Annotated in this window: 13 protein-coding genes; 9 read left to right on the top strand and 4 right to left on the bottom strand. The window is 68.3% G+C overall.

Annotated elements, in window-relative coordinates; translation table 11 throughout:
* Positions 1 to 3: 3 nt before the first annotated feature.
* From AWC16_RS21320 to AWC16_RS21290, 7 genes are all read left to right on the top strand, one after another.
* Positions 4 to 1,332: an oxygenase MpaB family protein gene (locus tag AWC16_RS21320; protein WP_085266713.1), complete on the top strand. Its 1,329-nt coding sequence runs from the start codon at positions 4 to 6 to the stop codon at positions 1,330 to 1,332.
* Positions 1,332 to 1,739, top strand: a complete 408-nt coding sequence (locus AWC16_RS21315; RefSeq protein WP_085266712.1) for a Zn-ribbon domain-containing OB-fold protein — start codon at positions 1,332 to 1,334, stop codon at positions 1,737 to 1,739. Before AWC16_RS21320 ends, AWC16_RS21315 begins: the two co-directional genes overlap by 1 nt.
* The gene (locus tag AWC16_RS21310; protein WP_085266711.1) at positions 1,736 to 2,869 is read left to right on the top strand and encodes a thiolase family protein; all 1,134 of its coding nucleotides are present in this window, start codon (positions 1,736 to 1,738) and stop codon (positions 2,867 to 2,869) included. The genes AWC16_RS21315 and AWC16_RS21310 overlap by 4 nt, the downstream gene beginning before the upstream one ends.
* A 35-nt stretch (positions 2,870 to 2,904) precedes the next feature.
* Positions 2,905 to 4,443 (top strand): class I adenylate-forming enzyme family protein, encoded by a 1,539-nt coding sequence (locus AWC16_RS21305; protein ID WP_085266710.1) that lies wholly within the window; start codon positions 2,905 to 2,907, stop codon positions 4,441 to 4,443.
* Positions 4,436 to 5,206 carry a crotonase/enoyl-CoA hydratase family protein gene (locus tag AWC16_RS21300; RefSeq protein ID WP_234812375.1) on the top strand — a complete coding sequence of 257 codons (771 nt, stop codon included), beginning with the start codon at positions 4,436 to 4,438 and terminating at the stop codon, positions 5,204 to 5,206. Before AWC16_RS21305 ends, AWC16_RS21300 begins: the two co-directional genes overlap by 8 nt.
* Positions 5,203 to 6,132 (top strand): SDR family NAD(P)-dependent oxidoreductase, encoded by a 930-nt coding sequence (locus AWC16_RS21295; RefSeq protein WP_085266708.1) that lies wholly within the window; start codon positions 5,203 to 5,205, stop codon positions 6,130 to 6,132. The genes AWC16_RS21300 and AWC16_RS21295 overlap by 4 nt, the downstream gene beginning before the upstream one ends.
* Positions 6,133 to 6,316: 184 nt before the next feature.
* Entirely contained in the window at positions 6,317 to 7,645 is a 1,329-nt protein-coding gene (locus AWC16_RS21290) for an oxygenase MpaB family protein (RefSeq protein ID WP_085266707.1), read from the top strand.
* Here AWC16_RS21290 and AWC16_RS21285 read toward each other — a convergent pair.
* Positions 7,582 to 8,772 carry an acyltransferase family protein gene (locus AWC16_RS21285; protein WP_085266727.1) on the bottom strand — a complete coding sequence of 397 codons (1,191 nt, stop codon included), beginning with the start codon at positions 8,770 to 8,772 and terminating at the stop codon, positions 7,582 to 7,584. The two genes, AWC16_RS21290 and AWC16_RS21285, sit on opposite strands and share 64 nt — an antisense overlap.
* 105 nt (positions 8,773 to 8,877) lie before the next feature.
* Between AWC16_RS21285 and pgfA the strand changes: the two genes are divergently transcribed.
* Positions 8,878 to 10,152 carry a cell envelope lipid trafficking protein PgfA gene (gene pgfA / locus AWC16_RS21280; protein WP_165759287.1) on the top strand — a complete coding sequence of 425 codons (1,275 nt, stop codon included), beginning with the start codon at positions 8,878 to 8,880 and terminating at the stop codon, positions 10,150 to 10,152.
* Positions 10,153 to 10,159: 7 nt separating this feature from the next.
* Positions 10,160 to 11,854 carry an MmpA family trehalose lipid delivery protein gene (locus AWC16_RS21275; protein ID WP_085266705.1) on the top strand — a complete coding sequence of 565 codons (1,695 nt, stop codon included), beginning with the start codon at positions 10,160 to 10,162 and terminating at the stop codon, positions 11,852 to 11,854.
* On the opposite strand, the gene AWC16_RS21270 is transcribed toward AWC16_RS21275, so the two are convergent.
* From AWC16_RS21270 to AWC16_RS21260, 3 genes are all read right to left on the bottom strand, one after another.
* The gene (locus AWC16_RS21270) at positions 11,851 to 12,276 is read right to left on the bottom strand and encodes a thiol-disulfide oxidoreductase DCC family protein (protein ID WP_085266704.1); all 426 of its coding nucleotides are present in this window, start codon (positions 12,274 to 12,276) and stop codon (positions 11,851 to 11,853) included. The genes AWC16_RS21275 and AWC16_RS21270 overlap by 4 nt on opposite strands.
* Positions 12,277 to 12,326: 50 nt before the next feature.
* Positions 12,327 to 13,451 (bottom strand): hypothetical protein, encoded by a 1,125-nt coding sequence (locus tag AWC16_RS21265; protein WP_085266703.1) that lies wholly within the window; start codon positions 13,449 to 13,451, stop codon positions 12,327 to 12,329.
* A gap of 220 nt (positions 13,452 to 13,671) precedes the next feature.
* Entirely contained in the window at positions 13,672 to 14,826 is a 1,155-nt protein-coding gene (locus AWC16_RS21260; RefSeq protein WP_085266702.1) for a glycosyltransferase family 4 protein, read from the bottom strand.
* Positions 14,827 to 14,831: the final 5 nt, after the last annotated feature.

The following is a 14,831-nucleotide window of genomic DNA, read 5'->3' as shown; positions in this document are numbered from 1 at the left end:
GCGATGACCACGCATTACCCCGAGCTTGCCCAACGTGTTCGCAGTCAGCGCGAGCTGCAGCCCAGTCTCTACGGCGACATCGATTTCGACACCCAGCCCTACCGCACCACCACCGATCCGGCAGTCCGCACCACGCTGCCGGAGTGGGTAGCCGACCGCGCTCCCTACCTGGCTGACGACCGGGCCGTCGAACTGATCCGCACCGCGACCCTGCTCGGAGACGTGGTGGCAGACCCCTACGCCGCACTGATGGCCGAATACAGCGTCCCAGCCCTGATCGACATGCTCCGGTTGGCCTGCCGCGAGGGCATCGACGCGGTTGCGGACGCACCGCCGGAGCTGGTGGCGTTCATCGCCGATATGGAGGCCACCCCGGCGTGGCTGGACATGGACCTGGTGCGTGAGGGTGCTCGGCATGCCCGCGTCCCGGCGGCATTGGTGGCGCCGTTCGTCACCCGAGGTGCGTTCATCGCGACCTTCGTCAACACCTATGCCGCGCTGCCCATGGCGCTGACCGGTGCGCTGTCCGGCCGTCGCGCCGCGCGCCGGGTCAACGAGACCACGAGCTTCTTCGCCGTTACCACGCTGCCCGGGGCGCTGGACCGCCACGGCCCGGGCTTCGAGGCGGCCGCGATGGTGCGGCTGATGCACTCGATGGTTCGCTACAACGCGCTCAAGCGCTCCGAGAAGTGGGACGTCGGCGTCTACGGGATTCCGATTCCCCAAGTCGACCAGATGCCGGCCGGGATGATCAACCTCTACCTGCTGGCGGTGGCCGCCCGCCGGCGGGGGCGCACCGAGTTCACCGCGAGCGAGCGCGCCGTCGTCGAATTCACCCGTTACCGGGCGTTTCTGCTCGGTCTGCCCGAGGAACTCCTACCGACCACGCCCACCGGGATCATCGACCTCATCCACACTCGCGGGGCGCTGCTGCGCGAGGATTTCGACGACGCCACCTGCGGGGAAATGGTGCGCTCGACCATGGCAGCCTACCTGCGGCCCGTCGATACCCGGTGGGAACGCATCGCCGACGCGGTCGAAAAGAGCTACAGCAAAGCCGCTTTCACGAAGGCGTTCTGTAACGGCGACCGCGCCATCGCCAAGGAGAGGGGCGTGTCGATCGGCCTGGCCGACTATCTGCGGATCGGTGTGACGGCACCGTTCATCGTCGGGCGCCTACTGGTGGTGCGGCGCGCCGGCCGGATCCCGGCGCTGCGCCGGATCACCGACGACTACCTCATCCGGCTGGTCAAACGCCGACTGGAGACTTACGGCAGGCCCGAATTCACCAGCGACGCGAGCCACTACACGCCAGCCGGACATCTGGCGTAATGGGCCGCGTTGGCGCCAACCCGCGCCTCTACGACGCCGATTCCGATGTACCGGTGCTCCACGGAGTGCGGTGCTCGCGCTGTGAGCGGGTGTACTTTCCGCCGATCAGCATCGGCTGCGAGAGCTGCGGCGCCCAGGATCTGGTCCCAGCCAACCTGACCCCCTCCGGCACGGTATTCGCCGCGGCTACGGTGCACCTGCATCCCGGCGATACGCCGGTGCCGTTCACCATCGTCGAAGTGCTGCTGGACTCCGGGCCCCTGATCCGAGCCCTGGTCCATCCGGAGGCCGGTGATCCCGAGATCGGTTCGCGGGTGGTCGGGACCTGGCTGATCACCGCAACCGACGGTGAAAACCAGACCATCGAACCGGCATTCATCCCCGCACCGTCTGAAGAGGCGCGGTGAACGGGCTGCGCGATGTCTGGGTGATCGGCGTCGGACTACATCCCTACCAGAAGCCGAGCAGCGTGCCCTACACCGAGCTCGGAGTGACCGCCGTGCGCGCTGCGCTGGCTGACGCGGGGGTGCGGTGGCCGGACGTCCAGACCGCCTACACCGGTACGGCTACCACGTCAATGGCGTTGTCGCGGTTGATGTATCGCCATCTGGGCGCGACCGGCATCCCGATGATGCAGGTGGAGAACGCGTCCGCGTCCGGATCGAGTGCGTTTCGTCAGGCGTGTCTGGACGTAGCCGGCGGGGCGCACGACGTGGCGATCGCCGTCGGGGTGGACAAGCCGCTGAACCCGACCTCACCACAGCGCGCCGCGGGGCTGGAGGATCTGGTAGGCAACCGGGTGCTGCCGGTGACCCACTTCGCACTGCTCGCGTCGCGTTATCTGCACGACAGCGGGGCCGGGATCGAAGACCTCGCTGCGGTGGCGGTCAAGAACAGCCGCAACGCATCACTGAACCCATACGCTCAAAGACCCGAACCACGCACGCTCGACGAGGTATTGGCGCCACCGTTCATCAGCGGGGTGTTGACCCGCCTGCAGTGCTGCCCGATCGGCGAGGGTGCAGCGGCGGCGATCGTCGCATCCGAGCGCGCGATCGAGACGCTCGGCGTGGACCGCGACCGAGCGGTACGGGTGGCTTCATCGGCCCTGCTCTCCGAAACATGTCACGGCAACCGCAATTTCGATGCAGCGCTGACCGAGGAGGCTACCGCGGCGGCCCTGACGCAGGCGGGTATCCGGATCGGCGACGTGGACCTGGTGGAGCTACACGATGCCTTCACGGTGGAGGAGCTCGTCTACGTGGAGGCCATGGGACTGTGCGCACCCGGACAGGCCGCGGCCGCGCTGCGGGCGGGCGTCTTCGATATCGGCGGCGGAGTCGCGGTCAACGCCTCCGGCGGCCTGCTGTCGATGGGTCACCCCATCGGGCCCACCGGCGTGGGCCAGATCGCCGAATTGACAACGCAGTTACGGGGCGAGGCCGGAGCGCGGCAGCACCGCGGAGCGCGCATCGGACTGGCCCACATGGTCGGCGTCGGAGCGGTCTGCGCGGTCCACGTCTTGATCAAGGACTGAAACCCCGAACGCGGGAGACACCAAGAGGAACAGTGATGACCCAACCGTATCCGGGCACGCCGGAATTCTGGTCGCAGTCGCGCCCCGATCACCCGGCCGTCATTCAGGGCGACCGGCGACTCACCTATCGACAGTGGAACGACCTGGCCGACCGCGCCGCCGAGGGTCTGGCCGCGCTCGGCTTGGCGGCCGAAGACCGCATCGGCATGCGGTTTCGGCTCAGCCTCGAATGGTTCGTCCTGCAGCGCGCCCTGCAGAAGCTCGACGTCGCCCAGGTCGCGGTGAACCATCGCCTCACCCCCGACGAGGCGGTCTACATCCTGCGCGACAGCGACGCCAAAGGATTGTTCTGCAACGATCCCGACCCCACCGGATGGGCCCGCCACCAGGTCGGCATCCTGGTCACCGTCGGGCAGGCCGTCGACGGACCGGGCATTCGCTACGAAGACCTGATCTCCACCGAGGGCGCCACGCCACGTCACGGTGCGGCGCGCCCGTCGCTGGTGCTCTACACCTCGGGAACAACCGGAAAGCCCCGCGGTGTACCGCCGTTGGATCCCGCCAAGGTGCGCGACCCGGAGCGGCTGCTGCGCTACCTTGCCTCGGTCGGCAACGTGCCGGAGTATCCGGACGACGTCGTCACCTTGCTTACCATGCCGGTGCATCACGGTGCCGGACCCGGGATCGCCGCCGCGACCTGTGCACGTGGTGGGACCATCGTCCTGCTCGACCCCTACGACGCCGAGTCGGCCCTGCGGCTCATCGACGAACACCGGGTGCAGGCGTGGACGGCGGTGCCGACCATGCTGTTACGCATCCGGGCGTTGCCATCCGCCACCCTCGACCAGTACGACCTGTCCTCACTACGGGTGATCAACACCGGCGCCGCACCGGTGCCGCAGTCTCTGAAAGAATGGCTCACCAACAGATTCGGCGCCGAGGTGCTGTGGGAGGTCTACGGGGCCAGCGAATCGGGCATGATCAGCTACACCGCGCCGGCACACCAGCTCAGCAAGCCGGGGACGTCCGGGCTGCCCTACGACGGTGTTCAGATCGCCATCGTCGACGAACAGTGGAATCCGTTGCCTCCCGGTCAGACCGGTGAGATCGCGGTCAATACTCCGGTGATCATCGACCACTATCTCGGCCATGGACCGTTGGCTGCCGACACTGTCAAAGACGGGTTCTACCGAACCGGTGATGTCGGGCACCTCGATGACGACGGATTCCTGTTCATCACCGACCGCGTCAAGGACATGATCGTCGCCGGCGGCGTCAACATCTATCCCGCGGAGATCGAGAAGGCGCTCGTCGAACACCCCGCCGTCATCGACGCCGCCGTCATCGGGATCCCACACGAGGACTTCGGCGAACAGCCGCTGGCCTTCATCGTGACCGCCGACGCGCAGCTCACCGACGACGACCTGCTGGCATTTCTCGACGGGCGACTGGCCTCCTACAAGCGACCACGGCGCTTCGTCTACGTCGATGAACTCCCGCTCAATCCGTCCGGAAAGGTTCTCAAAACAACCCTGCGCCAACCTTATTGGGAAGGAAGACAACGAAGTGTCTGATTCACCGATCCGCGCGGAGCGCGCCGGCCAACACATCCTGGTGATCCGGATAGACCGTCCGCAGCGACGTAACGCCTTCGACGGCGCCACCGCCAAGGCGATGGAAGCCGTTGTCGATGCCTACGACGCAGATGACGAACTGCGCTGCGCGGTGGTGACCGGATCGGACGTCGTGTTCTCGGCGGGCCAGGATCTGGTCGCGGCCGCAGCCGGGGACATGGCGGTCACCGAACGGCGCGGCGGATTCGGGATCATGGCGCAGCCGCCACTCAAGCCGTTGATCGCCGCCGTCGAGGGACACGCACTGGCCGGCGGACTCGAACTCTGCCTGGCCTGCGATCTGATCGTGGCATCCCGCACCGCCGGCATGGGCCTGCCGGAGGCCGCAAGATCCCTGGTGGCGATAGGCGGGGGCTGCTTCCGGCTGCCCAAACGCATTCCGTATCACATCGCCATGGAATTGGCCCTGACCGGAAAGTCATGGCCTGCCACCCGGTTCGCCGAACTCGGTCTGGTCAACAAGATCACCGAGCCGGGACAGGCGCTGGCCGGTGCGCTGGAGTTGGCCGCCGAGGTAGCCGCCGCCGGTCCACTCGCAGTCCGGGCCAGCAAGCAGATCGTGGCGCGCAGCTACGACTGGAGTGACTCGGAATCCTGGAGCAAGCAGTCAACGTTCGTGGCGGCCGTGACGAAGTCCCGAGACCTGCAAGAAGGCCTGCGTGCCTTCGCTGAGAAACGCGACCCCGTGTGGGAGGGACGATGAACCTGCCGATCGAACCGACCCTGCGTTCGGAGATGCTGGCCGATCGGGTGGCCGTCGTCACCGGCGGTTCCCGCGGCATCGGCGGCGCGACCGCAACCATGTTGGCCGCCAACGGTGCCCGGGTGGTGATCGCCGATGTCGATGAAGTCAAAGCCGCCGACACCGCGGCAGAGCTCAACGCCGCATTCGGTGCCGGTGTCGCCGAGTTCTTCGTCGGCGATCTCGTTGCGCCGGGGGTCTGCGACGATCTTGTCTCCTACACCCTCGACACCTGCGGCGCCCTCGACATCGTCGTCAACAATGCCGGCTACGCATGGGACGGTCGGGTGCACGCCATGACCGACGACCAGTTCCAGGCGATGCTCGACATCCACCTGGTGGTCCCGTTCAGGCTCGCCCGGGCGTGTGCGCCGGTGTTCCGGTCGGCCGCGAATGCCGACGCACACACCGACCCGCCACGGCACCGCAAGACGGTGATGGTGTCATCGATGGCGGGCGAATGGGGACTCGACGGCGCCGCCAACTACGCCGCCGCCAAAGCCGGCCTACTCGGCCTGATGCGTTCCCTTGCCCTGGAATGGGGCGCGATGCGGGTCAACGTCAACGCGGTGGCATTCGGGGTGATCCAGACGCGGTTTGCGCTGCCGCAGTCCGACCGTGAGGTCATTCGCACCGGCGGCCGAGAGATCAAAGTCGGCATGCCCGCCAAGCAGGCCCAGCGCCTCGGGGTGACGATCGACCCCGACAGCCCGCCCAGCGACGCCGAGATGTACTCGGCCAAACCGCTGCCGGGCATCACCCTGGGCAGAACCGGGACTATCCGGGAAGCCGCCGATGCGATCCTGTGGCTGTGCTCGCCGCTGTCGGACTACGTCACCGGCCAGACGATCGCGGTCAATGGGGGCGCACGGGGCGGCATGAGCTGATCGCCGGTTGATCACCAACCCAGTCGGGCGAGATAGGTTTCCGCGCACTTCCGAACGGCGACGGCGTCGTTGACATCGAGGACGCTTGGCACAATTACATGAATTTGTGCCATTGTGCGCTTGACATTGCAACCGGCGATCGGTTGGCTACAACTCACGGCCTGTTAGTTATCGGAGGTCCTCGATGCCCACGCACTACCCGGAGTTGCACCAGCGCGTCCGCCGCCAGGCGCAGCTGCTGCCTGCGCTCTACGGCGACCTCGACTTCGACATGCAGCCGTACCGCACGACCACCGACCCCGATGCCGTGTCTTCCCTGCGCGGCCGGCCCTCCACCCGAGCCAGGCTGCTGGCCGACGACGCCGCCGTCGAACTGATCTCGACGGCGACCTGGCTGGGCGATGTGGTGGCGGACTCCTACGCCGCGCTGATGAGCGAATACAGCGTCAGCAGCTTGATCGGCATGCTCAAGCTGGCCTGCCGGAAAGGTATCGACGCGGTGCCCGACGCGCCGCCGGAGCTGGCAGCGTTCATCTCCGACCTGGAACACATTCCGGACTGGCTGGACATGGACCTGGTTCGACAGGGCGCCGAGCGCTCCCAGATCCCGATGGCGCTGTTGGCGCCGTTCGTGGTCCGCGGCGCGTTCATCGCGACCTTCCTCAACACCTACGCCGCACTGCCGATGGCGTTGACCGGTGCCCTGTCGGGCAGCCGCTCCGCCCGGCGAGTCAACGAGACCACCAGCTTCTTCACCGTCACCACGCTGCCCGACGCCCTGGACCGATACGGGGCGGGCTTCGAGGCGGCCGCCATGGTGCGGCTGATGCATTCGATGGTCCGCTTCAACGCCCTCAAGCGCTCCCCGAAATGGGACGTCGGGATCTACGGGCTGCCGATTCCGCAGGTCGACCAGATGCCCGCCGGCATGATCAACCTCTACGTGCTGGCGATGAGCGCCCACCGGCAGAAGCGCCAGGAGTTCACGCCCAGCGAGCGCGCCGTCGTCGAGTTCACCCGCTACCGCTGCGTTCTGCTCGGTCTGCCCGAGGAGTTGCTGCCCACCACCCCGGGCGAGATCATCCGGGTGTTCAGCGCGCGTCTGGCACTGCTGCGCGACGACTTCGACGACGCCACCTGCGGGGAGATGGTCCGCTCGACCATGGCCGCCTACCTGCGGCAGGAGAACACCCTGAGCGAGCGGATCGCCGACGCGGTCGAGAAGAGCTACAGCAAGGTCTTTTTCGTCCGGATGTTCAGCGGTGGCAAACGCGACGTAGCCGCGAAGATGGGCGTCACGATCAGCGCGGGCGACTACGCGCGGATCGCGTGTACGGCTCCGTTCGTACTCGGCCGACTGCTGATCGTGGAACGCGCCAGCCGCACCCCCGGCCTGCGCCGGATCACGAACGCCTACGTGCTCCGGATGCTCCGGCGGCGGCTGGCGGCCTACGGCGCGGCCGAATTCACCAGTGACGTCGCCGAATACACGCCGTCGGGCAAGGCCGCCTGAGGGACATCGGCGCGCTTGGCGGTATGCCGGGTCTCCCAGCCGCGTAGCTTCTCTCGGCAGGGCTGCTCCACCAGGGCGTAGCTGACCGCGGCGATCGCGATGGTGAACACCATCGTCAACGCCAGCACCACCGCCATGTCCCCGGTGAACGCGAATCGGCCGATCACCGGGAACACCATGTCCAGGGCGGCCAGGTGCCAGATGAAGATCCCGTAGGACCAGCGGCCCAGCGTCACCATCGGGGCACTGGCCAAGAACCGGTGCGGTGTGTCGGGGCGGTCCAGCACCAGCGGCGCCAGCAGCGCCCACGCCAGCACACCGCCCATCGCGGTGCGCACCATGAACTGGCCGACGGTGGCCGAGGTCAGCCCCTCCGGTCCGGCCAGCGGTGAGGCGGCCACCAGGAACGCGACCAGGGTCAGCAGCGCCATCGGCAGCCGCCGACGGGCCAGCCGGTGCACCCGGGTGACCGGACTGTAGGCCCACTCGGCCAGCAGCATTCCGGCCCCGAACCAGCAACCGTAGGCCGGCATCCAGTTCAGCGGATTGATCCCGTAGGGGGTGGGGATACGCAGGAAGCCCCAGCACAGGCTGAGCAGCGACACCGCGATGATCACCGGCACCCGCGCGCGCACCGGTAGCCGCCGCGCCGACAGCGCCAACACCGGCAGGACGATATAGAAGCTGACCTCCACCGCCAGGCTCCACATCTGGGTCAGCCCCGGCGTCAACGTCAGCGGTACATAGATCTGCGTCAGCGTCAGGTTGGCCAACCACACGGTGAGGCTGGCGCCGCTGGCGTCGGGCAGCAGGGCCAGGATCACCACCACCGACACCAGGTAGGCCGGCATGATCCGCACCACACGCGACCGCAGGTAATGCCCGGTGGCAGGCGCCGGTCGCAGGCCGCGGGCGGCGGCCGCATGACCCCGCCACAGCAGGAACCCGCTCAGCGCGAAGAACACCGCCACGGCCATGTCGAAACGGCTCCACAACCGGCCGCTGATCCCCGAGGAGTGTCCGGTCTGAAACGCCACGTGCGTGATGACCACGCCGATGGCCGCGCAGGCGCGCAGACCCTCGACGGCGGGCAGGAAGCTGCGCACGCCGCCCACCTGCTGGTTCATCTGATTCGGGTCCGAGGCATCGATGGACACACAGTAGCTGTTTCAACTTCTGCTGTTAGGGTCGAACAGATTTCCGTGCGGGTTGAATAAGGAGGATACGGCGACGTGAACCGAGCAGTCATGATGCGTATCGCGGCATGCGCAGTCATGGGCCTCGGCGCCGCCCTGATGATCGCGGCACTGTTGCTGTCCACCTACACGGTGGGAAAGATCGCCAAGATCCCGCTCGACGTCGACGTCACGCTGATCGGCAACGGCAGCGGCGCCGCACTGGACCCGGAGTCGCTGGGGGGCGAGCACGCCATCGTCGACCAGGACGTGCCCCTGGTGTCGCAGGAGCAGATCGGTGTCGAGTCCCCCGCCAACGCCGACGTCGTGACCTTGCAGGCCGGCTCGTCGCTGCGGCGCGCGGACCGGCAGAAGGACACCGGCCTGCTGCTGGCCATCGTCGACACGGTGACCGTGAACCGTCGCACCGCCCAGGCGATTTCGGATGACACCCACCCGGGTGGTTCGGTGCAGCGGCCACGCAACTTCGATGACGACAGCCCGCCCACCAACATCGCCCTGCCGCATGAGGGACTGTCCTACCGGTTCCCCTTCGACACCCAGAAGCAGTCCTACCAGTACTTCGACCCGATCGCGCAGAAGGCCTACGAGGCCAACTATGAGGGCGAGGACGACGTCAACGGGTTGACCACCTACCGGTTCCTCCAGAATGTCGGCTACGACGCCGACGGCACCCTGGACGAGCCGGTGCGCTACCCGTCGCTGTACGGCCACGACGAGGACGGTGAGATCACCGCGCCCGCCCGGATGTGGAACATCGAGGGCACCGACCCCGACGAGGACATCACGATGACGCGGTACTACGCCGCGCAACGGACGATGTGGGTGGACCCGGTCTCGGGCACCATCGTCAAGTCGAAGGTGCACGCCAACCACTACTACGCACGCGACCCGCTCAAGCCGGAGGTGGCACTGGCCGACTACACGGTCACCAGCTCCGAAGAGACCATCGAGGAGCAGGTCAACGCGGCCCGCAACGAGCGGGACCGGGTTGCCCTGTGGTCTCGGATTCTGCCGATCACCTTCACCGCCGCGGGGCTGATCTGCCTGATCGGCGGCGTCCTGGTCGGCTGGTTCAGCCTTCCCGCCGAGGCCGCGCTGGGACGGCCCGGCCGCGGCGACGGCGGCTTCTTCGGCGGATTCGCGCCGAAGGCGCCGACGGCCGAACGCCCCTCGGGCGCCGAGGCCGAGACGGAGAAGCTGCCCACCCAGCGTCCCCAGCTGGACCGTCCGGCGGCGCCACCGGAGTCGAGCCCGCCGGAACGCGGAACGCCGGATTCGGCTTCCGACAAGCCTCCCAACCAGCCTTAGCCCCGCGGTGGTGCGAGCCAGGCGCTGGATCGCGCCGTGCTATGCACTCGGACTGACGCTGCTCATCCTCGCGCCGCTGCTGCGCCCGGGCTATCTGCTGCTGCGTGACGCGGTGTCGACGCCGCGGTCGTATCTGAGCGGGCCTGCCCTCGGGCTGGGTGAGGCGGCGCCGCGGGCGGTGCCGCAGGATTTCGCGGTGGCGGTGGCCTCGCACCTGCTCGACGGCGGCATCGTGGTCAAGACCCTGCTGATCGCCGGTTTGTGGCTGGCCGGGTTGGGAGCGGCGCGACTGGTCGCCACTGCGCTGCCCGACACCGGGCTGCCCGGGCAATTGGTGGCGATCACCGTGGCGATCTGGAACCCCTATGTGGCCGAAAGGTTGTTGCAGGGGCATTGGAGCCTGCTGGTCGGATACGGCTGTCTGCCGTGGGTGGCGATGGCCATGCTGGGGTTGCGCGCCGGCACCGCCGGGCTGTTCGGGTTGGTGTTCTTTCTGGCGTTGGCCGGCTTGACCCCCACCGGGCTGCTGCTGGCCGCGGTGGTGGCGCTGGTGTGCGTCGCGGCACCCGGGTCGGGGCCGCCACGCTGGTGGTGCTCGGTGAGCGCGGTGGCGATCGCGGCGACCGCCGCGCTGCCCTGGCTGATGGCCGTGGTGGTGGGCTCAGGGTCCGCACGCGGCGAGTCCGCCGGGGTGACGGCGTTCGCGGCCCGCGCCGAGCCCGGCCTGGGCACCCTGGGCAGCCTGGCCGGGCTCGGCGGGATCTGGAACGCCGACGCGGTACCGGGTTCGCGCACAACGCTCTTCGCACTGCTGGCCACGGCGGCGCTCGTGGGCGTGGTGGGCTTGGGATGGTCGACGGTGCGGGAACTGTCCGCCGCGCGGCCATTGCTGATACTGGCCGGCACGACGGTGTTGGTGCTCACCGTGTTGGCCACCGGGCCGGGGTTGGCGATCCTGCGCTGGATGACGGACCTGGTTCCCGGGGTGGGGATGTTGCGCGACGGCCAGAAGTGGGTGGCGCTGGCGATGCCCGGCTACGCGCTGGCCGGGGCCGGCGCGGTGGCGGCCCTGCGGGACCGGCTTCCGCCGGCGCGGGCGGCGCTGGCGTGCTGTGTCGCGCTGATCGTCGTGCTGCCCGACCTGGCCTGGGGTGTGGCCGGGCGGGTCACACCGGTGCACTACCCGCCGGGCTGGGCGGCGGTGGCGGCCAAGATCAACGCCGATCCGCGCCCGGTGGCGGTGCTGCCGGCCGACACCATGCGCCACTTCTCCTGGGCCGGGCCCGCGCCGGTGCTCGATCCGCTGCCCCGGTGGGTACGAGCGGAGGTGCTCACCACCGGCGACCTCATTGTCGGCGGACAGACGGTGCCCGGCGAGGGCACCCGCGCCCGGGCGGTGCAGCAGGCTTTGCTGTCCGGCGCCGAACCGGCCGCGCTCGGCGTGAACGGGGTGGGCTGGGTGGTCAAGGAGTCCGACGCCGGCGGTGAGATGGGTTCTGCCGCAAAAACTCTGATACGACTGCCGATCGCCTACCGGGATTCCGACTTCACCGTGTATCGAGTAGGCGGCCGGGCGCCCAAGGTGTCGGCCGGGGCGCGGCGGACGGCGATAGCCGCCCACCTGGTCTGGCTGGCGATGCTGGTGGTGGGCGCGGGTGGTCTGGCCGTGCCGTCGGTTCGACGTTGGAACGCAGCGCGTTAGGCGTCCAAGAAACGGGTACGCACGTCGGCGGCCGGCACCGGACAGGTGTCGTATGGCCTGACCAGCCGGTAGCGGACGGCGGCGAAGCGGTCGTAGAGCCGGTCGCGCAGTCCGGCAGGAAGGACACGGGCCGCGAGCAACAACCGGAACGGCCCGCCCAGATAGCGCAGCACCTGCAGGACGGCCGCGGATCGAATGCTGATCCGCTCATCGGGCCGGCCGGGGTTCTCCACGAAGACCACCGAGTCGACGGCCTCCAATTCTGGATGACGCTCAATGACCGCGCGGGCGTAGTCGCTGTCCAGCGCCGCGAAACGCAGAGTGCCACGCCGGTCGTGCCGAAGGATGGTCTGGACCGATCGATTGCAGATTCCGCAGACACCGTCGTAGAGCAGCACGGGAGCTGGGTGGTCCTCGGTCACCGATGCACCTCCACGTGGCTACACAACCTCTTCGGGCCAGTATGGAGCAGTTAGGGCGCCGGCAGCCACGGTGGTGGCGGTGGTGGCGGTGGTGGCGGCGCTTGGGGAGCCGGGATCCCGGCCGGGGGGCCCGAATTCGGCGGCTGGATCGGCAGATTCGGCAATTGTGATCCCGAGCGGGGGTCGACCACGGGTGGTTCGGGGAGTTCGAAGGGTGGATGGGGATTGGCCATCAGCGGGTCGGGCATAACGTGCGGCAGCGCTGAGGGTGGTGGAGGCGGTGGGGGAAGCGCGATGGGCGGTTGAGGATGGACCATCGGCGGGTCGGGTATGACGTGCGGTGGCGCTGGCGCGGGCGATATCGCCCGAGGCAGCACCACCCTGGCAGGTCCGGTCGACGGGGAAGTCCCCGAGATGTAGAACCCTTGAATTTGCGTTCCAGGCGGCCGCCCCCGCATCAGCTCACTGTAAAGCCAGGGGGATACCGGGATCGGCCGAGTGAAAAACGGATCGGTGAAAAACCTCTCGAACCCCGGCGGGACAACCCGTCCAGCGGGCGACGGCGCGGCAACCGGTGGCGCCGGCACGTCGGGAGCCTGTGGACGATCCAACGGAGGCACCGGCGGTGAATTCACCGGCGCCGGCAGGCTCGGAATCTGCGGTCGGTTCAACGGGGGCGGCGGCAGTGGGTCCACCGGCGCCTGACTCCCTACCGGTGGCTGTCCCGAGAAGGGAACCTTGAGGTTGGGGATCGGAATGGGCAGGGCCGGAATGGGAATGGTCAGTGTCCGAACGATATCCGGCCGCAGCGCAACCAAGTTGGGGGTGACGTCCAATGTCATGGAGATCATCAGGGCCGTCGCTGCCGCGAACGCAGTGGAGGCCAGCGCCGCGCCGGTGACCAGCAGCGGGCGGCGCTCCGGTTGGGGCGCGGTGTCGAAGATCTCGGTGTCGGCATCCGCCTGTTCGTCGGGAACGGCGCTGTAGGCCAGATCGTCGGCCGCGAGACCGGAGAGGCAATCGGGGGTGTCGTAGTACCCGCCGGAGATCGGGCCGAACTCGGCTTCCTGCGTGTAGGCCAGGGCAGCGGTGGACACCACGGCGGCTTCGGCCAACCCGGTGCGGACGGTGGTGGGCGCGGATGGTCCGAGGGCCACACCGAGAACGACGTCCATCACTCCTCCAATTCAGCCGTCGGTAACCATTGCGTCACCTGTTGTTCACTAATGCAAACAACTACCGCTGATACATGGAAATATGCGCGTGTGTGCGTAAGCGCCGTCTGATGGCTTCTGAAGAATGTTCAGCTATTGGGATGTGCATCGGCCTCGGATCGGGTGCAGCCAGAGCCCCAACCGCAAGCACCACCGCCGACCTGTTAGGTCGGCTTTCCGCTCACACCACGCCGCTGACATAGCGGCGCTCACGGACCGCCTCCAGCACCTCGCGCAGCCCGTCGGCGCTTTGCCGCCAAGAGAATTCGGCGCTGCGGTCCTGCGCTTTGACACCGAGCTGCTCGCGTAGCACCGGGTCGGTCAACAGTCGATGGAGTTGGTCGATCAGGTCGTCACGGTCGTCGACCAGCAACCCGGTGACTCCGTCGACGATCGAGTCCGACAACCCGCCGGAAGCCCGGTAGCCGATGGTTGGTACCCCGTGCTGGCCGGCCTCGACGACGGCCAGACCCCATCCCTCTTTCCGGGAGGGCAATACATGTACCCAAGCCTGTTGCACCAGCTGATGTTTGGCGACCTCGTCGACATGGCCGTGGAACGTCACCGCGTCGGTGATTCCCAGCGCCGCGGCGTGCTCCACCAACCGGTCGTCCCACCAGCCCCCGCCGATGACATCGAGGTGGAGACCCGGTACCCGAGCCCTGAGCACCGCGACCGCATCCAGGGCGTCCTCGATCTGCTTGTGCGGCACCAGCCGGGACAGCACCACCACCCGCGGCGTCTCCGAACGCGCGCCGGACAGCGTCGCCGGCGGCGCCTCATCGAGGCCGTTGCGCACCACCGCGATGCGTGCGGCGTCCACCCCGAGCTCGATCAGGTCGCGCACCGACGGCAGCGACACGGTCAGGTACTGGTTGCGCCGGTTCAGCCACGGCGACAGCCGAGACTCCACCAGCCAGCCGATCCGGCTCAGCACCGGCCCGGCCACCGGCCACTGCTCGCGGTGGCAGTGGTGCACCAGCATCGCGACCCGCCGGCCGTAGATCAGCCGCGCCAGGAACGGCAGCCCGTTCTGGGTGTCGATCACCGCGTCGGGCCGCACCCCGCGCAGCGGGCCGAGGCCGACGCGCGCTGCGGCCATCACGGCCAGCGCCCACAGGTACACGGTGTAGCGGCCGCCGCGGCGGCTGATCCGCACCCCGTCGACGACTTCTTCCTTGGGTGCGCCCGGATATCGAGCGGTGCGCAGCGTGACCGCGACGCCGGCGGCAGCCAACTCGGCGCCGATGCGCTGCAGGTAGGTTTCGCTGCCGCCGCCCTGCGGATGTCCGGTGTCACGCCAGCACAGCAGCAGGACGGAGCGCACGGCGGACACGCAAC

Origin of the sequence: Mycolicibacter longobardus, from assembly GCF_002102265.1 — a bacterium.
Lineage (GTDB): Bacteria > Actinomycetota > Actinomycetes > Mycobacteriales > Mycobacteriaceae > Mycobacterium > Mycobacterium longobardum.
The sequence above is the reverse complement of the archived record's forward strand: the minus strand, read 5'-3'. Positions and strand labels throughout refer to the sequence as shown.